General features: G+C 31.1%; 19 protein-coding genes. 13 read left to right on the top strand and 6 right to left on the bottom strand.

The window, feature by feature from the left end:
* Positions 1-46 precede the first annotated feature (46 nt).
* From ITB9_RS07835 to ITB9_RS07850, 4 genes are all read right to left on the bottom strand, one after another.
* Positions 47-436, bottom strand: coding sequence for a rhodanese-like domain-containing protein (locus ITB9_RS07835; RefSeq protein WP_054851792.1), 390 nt, complete (start codon positions 434-436; stop codon positions 47-49).
* 11 nt (positions 437-447) lie between these two features.
* Positions 448-756: a rhodanese-like domain-containing protein gene (locus ITB9_RS07840; RefSeq protein WP_028291462.1), complete on the bottom strand. Its 309-nt coding sequence runs from the start codon at positions 754-756 to the stop codon at positions 448-450.
* Between the two features lie 111 nt (positions 757-867).
* Complete coding sequence (locus ITB9_RS07845) at positions 868-1488, bottom strand: thioredoxin family protein (protein ID WP_054851793.1); 621 nt, start codon at positions 1486-1488, stop codon at positions 868-870.
* A gap of 9 nt (positions 1489-1497) precedes the next feature.
* A complete protein-coding gene (locus tag ITB9_RS07850) occupies positions 1498-2049 on the bottom strand; it encodes a TlpA disulfide reductase family protein (RefSeq protein ID WP_054851794.1) in 552 nt (183 codons plus the stop codon).
* A gap of 297 nt (positions 2050-2346) precedes the next feature.
* Between ITB9_RS07850 and ITB9_RS07855 the strand changes: the two genes are divergently transcribed.
* The 13 genes from ITB9_RS07855 (at position 2347) to ITB9_RS07910 (ending at position 11711) form a co-directional block, all read left to right on the top strand.
* Positions 2347-3741: an anthranilate synthase component I family protein gene (locus tag ITB9_RS07855; protein WP_054851795.1), complete on the top strand. Its 1395-nt coding sequence runs from the start codon at positions 2347-2349 to the stop codon at positions 3739-3741.
* An 81-nt stretch (positions 3742-3822) separates the two neighbouring features.
* Positions 3823-4386, top strand: a complete 564-nt coding sequence (locus ITB9_RS07860; protein WP_028291466.1) for an aminodeoxychorismate/anthranilate synthase component II — start codon at positions 3823-3825, stop codon at positions 4384-4386.
* A 1-nt stretch (position 4387) separates the two neighbouring features.
* On the top strand, positions 4388-5380 hold the full coding sequence (gene trpD / locus ITB9_RS07865) for an anthranilate phosphoribosyltransferase (protein ID WP_028291467.1): 993 nt from the start codon (positions 4388-4390) through the stop codon (positions 5378-5380).
* Complete coding sequence (gene trpC / locus ITB9_RS07870; protein WP_028606763.1) at positions 5380-6165, top strand: indole-3-glycerol phosphate synthase TrpC; 786 nt, start codon at positions 5380-5382, stop codon at positions 6163-6165. The genes trpD and trpC overlap by 1 nt, the downstream gene beginning before the upstream one ends.
* Before the next feature lie 4 nt (positions 6166-6169).
* The gene (locus ITB9_RS07875) at positions 6170-6805 is read left to right on the top strand and encodes a phosphoribosylanthranilate isomerase (RefSeq protein WP_028291469.1); all 636 of its coding nucleotides are present in this window, start codon (positions 6170-6172) and stop codon (positions 6803-6805) included.
* A complete protein-coding gene (gene trpB, locus ITB9_RS07880) occupies positions 6795-7976 on the top strand; it encodes a tryptophan synthase subunit beta (RefSeq protein WP_054851796.1) in 1182 nt (393 codons plus the stop codon). Before ITB9_RS07875 ends, trpB begins: the two co-directional genes overlap by 11 nt.
* Positions 7977-8215: 239 nt before the next feature.
* Positions 8216-8494 carry a GIY-YIG nuclease family protein gene (locus ITB9_RS07885; RefSeq protein ID WP_054851797.1) on the top strand — a complete coding sequence of 93 codons (279 nt, stop codon included), beginning with the start codon at positions 8216-8218 and terminating at the stop codon, positions 8492-8494.
* 250 nt (positions 8495-8744) lie between these two features.
* On the top strand, positions 8745-9509 hold the full coding sequence (trpA, locus tag ITB9_RS07890; protein ID WP_054851798.1) for a tryptophan synthase subunit alpha: 765 nt from the start codon (positions 8745-8747) through the stop codon (positions 9507-9509).
* A 9-nt stretch (positions 9510-9518) separates the two neighbouring features.
* Entirely contained in the window at positions 9519-9980 is a 462-nt protein-coding gene (locus ITB9_RS07895) for a GNAT family N-acetyltransferase (protein WP_054851799.1), read from the top strand.
* A gap of 105 nt (positions 9981-10085) precedes the next feature.
* Positions 10086-10235, top strand: coding sequence for a hypothetical protein (locus tag ITB9_RS15610; RefSeq protein ID WP_187294260.1), 150 nt, complete (start codon positions 10086-10088; stop codon positions 10233-10235).
* Between the two features lie 57 nt (positions 10236-10292).
* Positions 10293-10508, top strand: a complete 216-nt coding sequence (locus ITB9_RS07900) for a hypothetical protein (RefSeq protein WP_054851800.1) — start codon at positions 10293-10295, stop codon at positions 10506-10508.
* A 2-nt stretch (positions 10509-10510) separates the two neighbouring features.
* Positions 10511-10960 carry a tRNA (cytidine(34)-2'-O)-methyltransferase gene (locus ITB9_RS07905; protein ID WP_054851801.1) on the top strand — a complete coding sequence of 150 codons (450 nt, stop codon included), beginning with the start codon at positions 10511-10513 and terminating at the stop codon, positions 10958-10960.
* Positions 10961-11069: 109 nt separating this feature from the next.
* The gene (locus ITB9_RS07910) at positions 11070-11711 is read left to right on the top strand and encodes a hypothetical protein (protein WP_054851802.1); all 642 of its coding nucleotides are present in this window, start codon (positions 11070-11072) and stop codon (positions 11709-11711) included.
* A 198-nt stretch (positions 11712-11909) separates the two neighbouring features.
* On the opposite strand, the gene ITB9_RS07915 is transcribed toward ITB9_RS07910, so the two are convergent.
* Both ITB9_RS07915 and ITB9_RS07920 read right to left on the bottom strand, forming a co-directional pair.
* Positions 11910-12137, bottom strand: a complete 228-nt coding sequence (locus ITB9_RS07915; protein ID WP_054851803.1) for a VF530 family DNA-binding protein — start codon at positions 12135-12137, stop codon at positions 11910-11912.
* Positions 12138-12353, bottom strand: coding sequence for a DUF6500 family protein (locus ITB9_RS07920; RefSeq protein ID WP_028291480.1), 216 nt, complete (start codon positions 12351-12353; stop codon positions 12138-12140). It lies immediately after the preceding gene.
* Positions 12354-12356 lie beyond the last annotated feature (3 nt).

Here is a 12356-nt window from a genome sequence, read left to right on the forward strand (position 1 = left end):
TAACTAACTAACTAAACTAAAACTACTATATAGTGTGTGATTTTTTTTATTTTTTATATGGCAAACCTTCATGTTGCCATTTGGAAAATCCTCCTTGCATATCATATATTTTTTTAAAACCTAAGTCAATCATTTTTTTTGCGCATTTAGCACTTCTACCACCTTTTTCACAATATAATAACACAGGCTTTTCTTTATCCAGTATCATGATATCGCTTTCAAAAGTTGGAGACATAAAGTCTATATTTTGGGCTTCAGCTATATATCCTTCTTTAAACTCGGCATCAGTTCTGACATCTACTAATTGGACCGTATCCAATTGTAATAAAGTTTGCATCTCTTCTGGAGACACCATTTTTATTTCGCCTTCAATCTCTTCTTTACAACTAAAAACTAATAAAACCATTAGGCTTAATAATAGTGATACTTTTTTCATAATTAAAAAATTTATTCGACGTCTCCTGTCCACTCATTAAACCCTCCTAAAAGGTTATAAGTTTTCTCAAAACCTAATTGATTCATAATATTGCATGCCTGTGCACTTCTACCTCCTGATCTACAATATACATAAAAGCTTTTGGACTTATCTAAAGCATCTACCTCATATACAAATCCTTGACCTTTATAAATATCTATATGTAGCGTGTTTGGTATTTTACCTTCGGCTACTTCTGCTGCTGTTCTAACATCTAGAATTACTGCATTTTCATCTTCTTTTAATTGGTTTACCCAATCCGATTGTGTTAAATCTGCCATTTCAATATACGGTTAATTTGTTGTCAAAATTAAGGTTTCTTTAATAGATAGACGTAAAAAAATCCGAAATGTTACATTTCGGATTTCATTTAAATATCAATCTCTATTATATTATACCTTAATAGAGCATCCAATAGCCTTAGTTTCTTTAACTTTAATTTCTCTACCTGTTAAAAGTGCATCAACAGCATCTTCTACATATTTGTTTTTTACCTGACTTGCATCTTGGTAATTGTCATCAATAGCTCCAATATATTTAACAATATTACCTGTTTTAGTTTTTTCTAAGATATATATATGTGGTGTTTTTGTTGCACCATATTGTGGATAAATATCTTGTCCTGCATCTAATAAATAAGGAAATGTAAATCCCTTTTGATCTGCTCTTTTTTGCATAGCCTCTATATTATCTCCAGGTTTTACATCTGTATTATTAGGCATTATGGCTATTACAGGATAACCTTTTGAAGCATATTTTTTATTTAACGCCTCTATTCTATCTTCATAAGCCACAGCATATGGACAAGTATTGCATGTAAAAGTAACTATAAACCCTTTAGCGTCTTCAAAATCTGACAAAGACACCATTTTTCCGTCTATATTTTCTAGCTTAAAATCGGTTGCTACATCTCCAATTTTGTAACCTGATTTTTCTTTTTCTGTTTTGTTAGTAAATGCGCTAACAACTACTAATAATAGTAATGCTGTTGTAATTTGGATTACTTTTTTCATTGTAAGAAATTATTTTAAGAATGTTTTTAATGTATTTTCTAAATCATTGTAATCAAAAGATTGTTCGTAAAACTCAGATTTTTCACTATTGTAAATTAAAGTTGCAGGTATTGCTCCTGACCAATCTTTATTAACTTTTGGTATCCATGTATTAGTATCAACATCATTTAATAAAACAACTTCACTTTGTAGTTTATTGTCTTTTAAAAATGGTTTTAACCTAGTATCAATTTGTTTAGGAAAATCTAGACTAACTAGAATGACTTCTACATTTTCTGAAGCATAGTCAGTATTGATTTTCTCAAAATAAGGTAACTCTTTTACACATGGAGCACACCAAGTCGCCCAAAAATTAATGACATAAGTTTTGCTTTTATCTTTAGTTTTCAGATAATCTTCAAACTGTTTGTAATTAAAAATTTTAAACTGCTTACTAATAGACTTATTCTCAATTGGCTCAACACTAATATATTCTCCTTTAGTTGATTGAGTAATTTTCACAGATTGTGCTTTACTAACAAAAGACAACGTAGCTAATAAAATTATAATAAAATATCTCATACAGTAAATTTAATAAATAATTAAATACAAAAAACATTTGAAAACTAAAATTTGATTTATATCTTTGAACTTTACAATAATTATGAACACAATTTTAAATCATACTTGGTGGTGGAACTCTCGAAACTCAACATTCGTGAACTAACGCTATTCGTATTATTTAAATAACTATACAAAAAAAGCTTGTCAGTCACGACAAGCTTTTTTTTTGTTATACTCTGAACATAATAAAAATATATCAACCAACAATTAACGTCTCTATAAAGTGACAATAAAGGAATAAATAAGACCTGAAAAATGAAAACATTTAGTCTATACACACATTACAAAAAAATATTAGCCGATACCATTACACCAGTAAGTATCTACCTTAAGATTCGGGATAAATTTCCTAACAGTATATTGCTTGAGAGTAGTGATTATCATGCTAACGATAACAGTTTTTCATACATCTGTTTTAATCCAATAGCTTCAATTAAGGTTGATGACACCTCAATTACTCAAAAATTCCCTGATGGAAGCGAAATGAAAAATAAAGTCCGTAATGTGACTGAAATGATTCATAAATTCACTAAAAGATTTAAAGTTAAATCTGAAAAAGAATTTAAATTTATTAATAACGGAATCTTTGGTTATACAGCTTATGATGCGGTTAAACATTTTGAAGATGTCGAAATTACAAAAAAACCAGATTCGTTAGACATACCAGATGTATATTATGCAGTATATCAGAACATTATTGCTATAAATCATTTTAAAAACGAAGCTTATATTTTTGCGCATTGTTTTGAAACAGAAAATAATATTGACGAAATATTACAACTTATAAAGTCTAAAAACTTTGCGTCTTATAATTTTAAAACAGACTCTGATATTAGCTCTAATTTAACAGATGACGAATATAAGTCACATGTTGAATTAGCAAAAAAACACTGTGCAAGAGGAGATGTCTTTCAATTAGTATTATCTAAAAAATTCTCGCAAGGTTTTAAAGGTGACGAATTTAACGTGTATCGTGCTTTACGTAGTATTAATCCATCTCCTTACTTATTTTATTTTGACTACGGTAATTTTAAAATTTTTGGTAGTAGCCCAGAAGCACAATTAGTAGTTAATAAAGGCCAAGCCGAAATACATCCCATTGCAGGAACTTTTAGAAGGACTGGTAATGATGAAGATGATCAAATTTTAGCTAAAAAACTTGCTGAAGATGTTAAAGAAAATGCAGAGCATGTTATGTTAGTTGACTTAGCGCGTAACGACTTAAGTAGACATGGTAGTCAAGTTAAAGTAGTTACATATCGTGAAGCTCAGTTTTTCTCTCATGTTATACATTTAGTTAGTAAAGTTACTGGTAAAGTGCATAAAAACACACCAACAATGCAAGTAGTTGCAGATACATTTCCTGCAGGAACGCTAAGTGGTGCACCAAAGCACAAAGCCATGCAACTTATTGAAAAATACGAAAAAACAAGTCGCACCTTTTATGGAGGAGCTATAGGATTTATGGATTTTGATGGTAATTATAATCATGCGATAATGATTAGGACATTTATGAGTAAAAACCACCAACTACATTGGCAAGCTGGTGCAGGATTAGTATCTAAATCTGTACCAGAAAACGAGCTTCAAGAAGTGTACAATAAACTTGGAGCTTTAACCAATGCTATACAATTAGCCGAACAGATTTAGGTTTCCACAACATAAATTGACAAAAAAATAAATCGTAAAAAACCCTAAGTTTCCGTTAAACGGAAATTAAAAAAAAGAAAAATGAAAGTATTAGTAATAGACAACTACGATAGCTTTACATACAATTTAGTTCATTATCTTGAAGATTTAAATTGCGAAGTTACTGTCAAACGTAATGACAAACTAACTCTAGATGAAGTGGATGCTTTTCAAAAAATAGTATTATCACCTGGTCCTGGTATACCTGATGAAGCTGGTTTACTAAAACAAATAATAAAAACCTATGCTCCTACTAAAAGTATTTTAGGGGTTTGTTTAGGTCAACAAGCAATTGGTGAAGTATTTGGAGGTTCGCTTATAAACCTACAGCACGTTTATCATGGTATTGCAACAGACGTTAATATAACTGTAGATGATGAAGTGTTATTTAAAAACATGGACAAAACCATTGAGGTTGGTCGTTATCATTCTTGGGTTGTTGATGCCAATTTACCAGACCAATTAGAAGCAACTTCCTTTGACAACAACGGTCAAGTCATGTCGTTAAGACATAAAGTTTATGATGTTAGAGGTGTACAATACCATCCTGAAAGTGTACTAACACCTAACGGAAAGCAAATTTTAAAAAACTGGATTAATAGTTAATATGAAACAAATACTAAATAGATTAATAAATCAAGAAAGCATCTCTACAGAAGAAGCTAAGTTATTATTAGTTAATATTTCTGAAGGTGCTTACAACCAAAGTCAAATTGCATCCTTTTTAACTGTTTACATGATGCGAAGCATTACCATTGAAGAACTTCAAGGGTTTAGAGACGCCTTATTAGAACTTTGTATATCAGTAAATTTATCAGAATTTAATGCTATTGATTTATGTGGTACAGGAGGTGATGGTAAAGACACATTTAACATTTCTACATTATCTTCATTTATTACTGCAGGAGCTGGTGTTAAAGTAGCTAAACATGGTAACTACGGAGTTTCATCTGCATCAGGATCTTCAAATGTTATGGAAGAGCTAGGAGTTAATTTTACTAATAACATAGACACGTTAAAACAAAGCATAGACCAAGCAGGTATTTGTGTAATGCATGCGCCTTTATTTCATCCAGCTATGAAAAACGTAGCTCCTATCCGAAGAGAACTTGGCGTCAAAACCTTTTTTAATATGCTAGGACCAATGGTAAATCCAGCGTTTCCTAAAAACCAAATGGTAGGTGTTTTTAACTTAGAACTACAACGTATTTACGGGTATTTATACCAAAACACAGATCGTAACTATAGTATTGTACATGCGTTGGATGGTTATGATGAAATTTCATTAACCGGAAAAACAAAAATCATTACTAATAATTCAGAAACTATGTTAAGTCCTTCAGACCTTGGTGTAGAACAAATAGAACAATCTGAAATTTTTGGAGGCTCAACGGTTAACGAAGCTGCTAAAATTTTCAAAAAAATAATCACAGGTAAAGGTACTGAAGCACAAAACAATGTAGTTTGCGCAAATGCTGGTTTAGCAATTGCAACAGTAAATAAAATTTCGCATCAAGAAGGATTTCAACTAGCAAAACAAAGCTTAGAAAGCGGAAAAGCAAAAGCAAGTTTACAAAAACTGATAGATTTAAGTAAATAATGGATATACTAACCCAAATAGTTAACGACAAACGCATTGAGGTTAACTTGCGTAAGCAACTAATACCAATCAAACAATTAGAACAATCAATATTGTTTGAACGAGAAACAGTTTCACTTGCAAAAAAATTAAAAAACAGTACCTCAGGTATCATTGCAGAACACAAAAGGCGTTCACCTTCAAAACAAGTCATAAATCACGATTTAAACGTTTTTGATGTCGCCAAAGGTTATCAAGATGCTGGCGTTTGTGGTATGTCTGTACTTACCGATGGAAAATATTTTGGAGGAAGCCTAGACGATTTACTAACCGCAAGAGCTAGTAGTAATTTACCTTTATTAAGAAAGGAGTTTATCATAGATATCTACCAAATTATTGAAGCTAAAGCTTATGGAGCTGACGTTATTTTACTGATTGCAGCTATTTTAACTAAAGAAGAAATAAAGACATTTTCAGAACTAGCAAAAAGTCTAAATATGGATGTGCTTTTAGAAGTCCACAACCAAACGGAATTACATAAATCAATAATGCCAAGTCTTGATATGCTTGGTGTTAATAATCGTAATCTAAAAACCTTTGAGGTTAGTTTAGAGACCAGTAAGCAATTAAGCGATTTAATACCTAACGATTTTGTTAAAGTATCAGAAAGCGGAATTAGCAGTATTCAAGCCATAAAAACATTACAACCTTTTGGTTACAAAGGCTTTTTAATTGGCGAAAATTTTATGAAAACTAACAATGCTGGTAAAAGTGCCAAACAATTTATCCAAACATTAAACAACTAAGACTATGAAATTAAAAATATGCGGAATGAAAAATGAGAACAACATCTTGGATGTTGCAGATCTAAATCCAAATTATATGGGTTTCATTTTTTACGAAAAATCATCACGTTATTTTAATGGTATTATTCCAGAATTACCAGAAAGCATAAAAAAAATTGGAGTCTTTGTTAATGCGACTTTTGACTATATAAAAGGGAAGGTAGACAAACATGATTTACAAGGTGTACAACTTCATGGACAGGAATCACCAGAACTATGTCAACGTTTAAAAGATTTAGACATCACTGTAATAAAGGTGTTTTCTATTAAAAACCAATTTGATTTTTCGGTTTTAGAACCTTATGAAGAGGTTTGTGACCATTATTTATTTGATACCAAAGGAAAAGAACCAGGTGGTAATGGTTACACTTTTAATTGGAATGTATTAAAAAACTACCCATCTTCTAAACCCTATTTTTTAAGTGGCGGAATTGGTTTAAAAGAAATGGATGCTATACTGTTATTTTTAAAAAGACCAGAATCTTACTTATGTTTTGGATTTGATGTTAACAGTAAATTCGAAACTGCAGCAGGATTAAAAGACACTACAAAATTAAACGACTTTAAACAAAAATTGATAGCACACAATTATGAGTTTTAATATTAACGACAAAGGATATTACGGAGACTTTGGAGGTGCATACATCCCAGAAATGCTATATCCAAACGTAGAAGAGCTACGTCAAAATTATTTAAAAATAATGGCAGAGCCTTCTTTTAAAGAAGAATTTGACCAATTATTAAAAGATTACGTAGGACGTCCTTCTCCACTCTATTTTGCAAAACGCTTAAGCGAAAAATATAATACTAAAATCTATCTTAAACGCGAAGATTTAAACCATACAGGTGCGCATAAAGTAAACAACACCATTGGTCAGATTTTAATGGCACAACGTTTAGGTAAAACACGTATTATTGCCGAAACTGGAGCAGGACAACATGGTGTAGCAACAGCAACTGTATGTGCTTTAATGGGAATGGAATGTATCGTGTATATGGGAGAAATTGACATAGCACGTCAAGCACCAAATGTTGCCAGAATGAAAATGCTAGGTGCAGAAGTCCGTCCAGCATTATCTGGAAGTCGCACCTTAAAAGATGCAACAAATGAAGCCATTAGAGATTGGATTAATAATCCTGTAAACACACATTACATTATTGGTAGTGTGGTTGGACCACATCCTTATCCAGATATGGTGGCACGTTTTCAAGCAGTCGTATCAGAAGAAATCAAATGGCAATTAAAAGATAAAGAAGGTCGTGAAAAACCAGACCATGTTATAGCCTGTGTTGGAGGTGGTAGTAATGCTGCAGGAGCTTTTTATCACTATTTAGACGATACAGATGTTAACCTTATAGCTGTTGAAGCAGCAGGAAAAGGGATTCATTCCGGAGAAAGTGCTGCAACTTCTGTCCTTGGTAAAGAAGGCATAATTCACGGAAGTAAAACCCTATTAATGCAAACTCACGATGGACAAATCACAGAGCCCTATTCCATTTCAGCAGGATTAGATTATCCAGGTGTTGGACCAATGCATGCACATTTATATAAAACTGGTCGTGCAGAGTTTATATCTATCACAGATGATCAAGCCATGACAGCAGGATTGGAATTAAGTCAATTAGAAGGTATAATTCCAGCAATAGAAAGCTCGCATGCATTTGCAGTATTTGATCACAAAAAGTTTAATCCAGACGACGTAGTTGTTATTAATTTATCAGGTCGTGGTGATAAAGATTTACAAAATTATATCGACTATTTTAAACTGTAATATTTGGGCGTTACCACAAGGGTCAGGCTTTCAAGGCTCGCTCTCTGCGAGGAGCTCAGACAGACCTTTCAATCCTTAACGCGAAACAATTAGCAAAACTAATGTGAATCTGAAACAAGTTCAGATTGACGTAACTTAATAACAAAGTAAGCCACAAACACAACGTCATACTGAACTTGTTTCAGTATCTCACTAGAAGAGTCAAAAAATAACAAAACTAGTTCCTGTATCTCATAACAATGAAAACAAGCTACACTTACATAATCACCAATAAGTACAGAACAACATTTTATGTAGGCGTAACAACAGATTTAAACAAGAGAATTACTGAACATCAAAACGGAATTGGTTCGGTGTTTACAAAAAAATATAATTTAAAAGATTTGATTTACTACGAAATATTCACCGATATTAATCAAGCTATATTGAGAGAAAAACAAATTAAAAATTGGAAAAAGGAATGGAAACTAAATTTAATTAAAGAACAGAATCCAACCCTAAAAACACTAACAATGTGAATCTGAAACAAGTTCAGATTGACGTAACTTAATAACAAAGCAAATTACAAACACAACGTCATGCTGAACTCGTTTCAGTATCACACAAGAAATAAAAACGACATAATAAACACTGCAATTGCAACACTAAAACAATGTGAATCTGAAACAATTTCAGATTGACGCAACTTAATAACAAAGCAAGCCACAAACACAACGTCATACTGAACCCGTTTCAGTATCACACAGGAAACAAAAAATTCATTTAAAAATGAACAGAATAAATCAAAAACTAAAAGAAGACAAAAAGCTATTAAGCATATACTTTTCAGCTGGATATCCAACGCTAAACGACACTGTTTCGATTATAGAAGACCTTGAAAAAAACGGAGTAGATATGATAGAAATTGGACTTCCGTTTAGCGATCCATTGGCAGATGGACCAACAATACAAGCTAGTTCTACACAAGCTTTAAAAAACGGAATGACAACAGACACGTTATTCAATCAACTTAAAGACATCAGAAAAACGGTCTCTATTCCTTTAATAATAATGGGCTATTTTAACCCTATGTTACAATATGGTGTTGAAGCTTTTTGTAAAAAATGTCAAGACATCGGTATTGATGGTTTAATCATTCCGGATTTACCTGTAGATGTTTATAATGAACAATACAAAACTATTTTTGAAAAATATGGCTTAATAAATGTCTTTTTAATCACTCCACAAACTAGTGTAGAGCGTATTAACTTTATTGATTCGATCTCTAATGGTTTTATTTATATGGTAAGTAGCGCAAGCGTTACGGGAAGTAGCTCTGGTTTTGGAACAGAACAGACCGACTACTTCAAACGTATTGCAGACATGAAACTTAAAAACCCACAAATAGTAGGTTTTGGTATCTCTGACAATAAAACATTTACTCAAGCCACAACATACGCTAAAGGAGCAATTATTGGTAGTGCATTTATAAAACACTTAACAAAACATGGCAATACCAATATTGACAATTTTACAGATTCTATTTTAAAATAAAATTCAAGTATGGCTGCAATTACGTTTAGAGAAGCAACTTTGGAAGATAAACCAAAATTATTACAATTTGAACAACAATTAATTGCCTATGAACGTCCATTTGATTCCGTTTTAAAAGAAAATTGTACTTACTATGACTTAGATTATTTAATACAGTCTAATGACACTAAATTAATTGTTGCGACAACAAACAACCATTTAATAGCCTGTGGATATGCCAAAGTTGTTAAAGCTAAACCGTATCATAACATTGACACATATACTTATATGGGTTTTATGTATGTAAATCCAAAATTTAGAGGTCAAGGTATAATTCAAGATATAATCGAGCAACTAAAACAATGGTCTATTAGTTTAAATATTTTTGAAACTAGACTTGAAGTTTATAGTGATAACGAGTCTGCAATAAAAGCGTATCAAAAAAAAGGGTTTAAAAACAGGATGATTGAAATGAAAATGACACTTAAGTAACCTTTTAAGAGAGTTTAACACTTAGGCTAAAGACTTTAACTAAGCCTTGTGAGACAATAGCTTAAGTAAACAGTATCTTTATTACGAACCAAAAAAAAATAAATTATGGGAATGATAAAAGATAGAAAGAAATTTAAAACTACTGTTAGACAAACTAATCCGACAAATCCAACAGCGAACACAAAAATGGATACAAACGATTTTGATATTGATAAAGCAACTATCAAAAAACAACAAAATAAAACGATTAGCTAATTTAAAATTAGCTTTATATTTAATGCCTATTCAGTATATTTGAATAGGCATTTTTTTATGAAACTACTTAACGATTTTAGATTAATAATATTATTGTGTTTAACTCTTGGATTAGCTCCTTTTTTTCCGGAACCACACATTTGGGGCAAAATTAAATGGATTGCTGGAGGAGCCAATGGCATGCAACTAAAAGATTGGTTTGACGTGATCTTGCATGGACTTCCTTGGGTGTTGTTAGTTAGATTAATAATTGTCACATTAACTAAAAAATAAATATGTTAAACATTGTTTTAATAGAACCCGAAATACCAAACAATACAGGAAACATAGGCAGACTAGCCTTAGCGTCTGGAAGCACATTACACTTAGTTAAACCTTTTGGTTTTGAATTAAGTGACAAGCGTTTAAAACGTGCTGGATTAGATTACTGGAAACATTTAAATGTTGTAATGTATGAATCAAAAGAAGATTTTTTTGAAATTAATAAAAACGAAAAATTTGCTTTCTTCTCAAGTCACGGAACAAAATCGCATTGGGATATTCCATTTGAAGACAATCAGTTTTTAATTTTTGGAAAAGAATCTGTTGGATTAGATAAAAACATTATTGAAACGCATTCTGATTCTCTTTACAAAATACCGCTTTACAGCGAACATATTAGAAGTTTAAACCTTGCCAATGCTGTAAGTATAGTTATTTACGAAGGTTTAAGACAGTTACAATAATAGCTTGACTGTGTCAAAATTTTACACTAACCTCGATTAACACTCCATAAAGTGAATTAGAAACTCACCTTATCTATACATTGTATGTCATTATCAAAACACCTTGTAAATGAATAATTGGTTTCAAAAATTAACCTCAAAAAAGGAAAAAAATAACTTAAAGAAAATTCTTCATAAATCTGAATTAATTAGATTGAGTGACATTGATACAAATCGTAAAATATGGAATGATTTACAAAAGAGTGGAATCAATAATTATGATGAATTTTATAATGTTTGCCTCTATTCATCAATTGTATATAATGATATATCTATTCTATTTGACAATTATCAAACCTCTGAAAGTCCGACTCAAAAGAACTTATTTGGACGTTTATTGTGTATGACAATAATTGAATTTCTTGATGACATTAATGAACTAATTGGTAAAAACTTGAGACAAGAGCTTGAATCCAATAATATGTCTGAATTTATAGACGAATTAAAAATAATTGGTAAAGAGTTTTCGTCCTTAAAAAAGGAAAATAATACTGAATTAAGAAAAATACGAAATAATTCGGCTGCCCATAAAACAAAAATGGCAAAGGATTTAATAAATTTCACGAAAGAGAACCCTTTTAAAAATTTAAATGAAATAAACACAAAAATTAGTTTAATAAATGATAAACTAACGAAGTTGAATACAACAATAATATTAAAAATAACAGAAGTACTAACTTTAAAATTTGAGAAACAGAATAATCAAAAGTAAAAAACGCTATACAATACTATATATAGTAAATTGGGTAATTGTTACTTAATCGAAAGGTTGTTGTCTACCTTTTTACAAAGTCGTAAAATCTTTAGATTAGTATTTAAAAAAAAAGATTTGGCTTGTGGTTAAACCGAAAGTATCGTTTATCTCCTGTCCTAGGCTTCCCAAATTAAACATCAAACAAACCTCAAAAAACTACTTGCTATTTTTCTTCAAGAAATTTAAATACATGTTTTCTACTTTAGTTCTAGCCCAAGGTGTACGACGCAAAAACTTAAGACTAGATTTTACAGATGGATTATCGTTAAAACATTTTATTTTAACAACGTGTCCCATATATTCCCAACCGTAATGTGCTTGCAAGTCGGTAACTATTTGCTCTAACTTAACACCATGTAAAGGGTTGTTTTTTTGAGTTTCCATTTAACTGTTTTCTATTAAACGTTTAATCTTGACTGCTTTTTCAAAATGATCTAATTGGTGTGTTTGTATCCACCAAGTTGCAGCTTCCATTAATAACTCTGGATTATCATTTTTATTTTTAAAAAACGCATAAAAGGAGACACCAACAGCATCTCCTTTTTGAGCAATTTTTTTATCACAAACTTCAATAATTTTATTTTTTAAATTTTGTGTCATCTT

Source organism: Olleya sp. ITB9 (assembly GCF_001315805.1).
Classification (GTDB): Bacteria; Bacteroidota; Bacteroidia; order Flavobacteriales; family Flavobacteriaceae; genus Olleya; species Olleya sediminilitoris.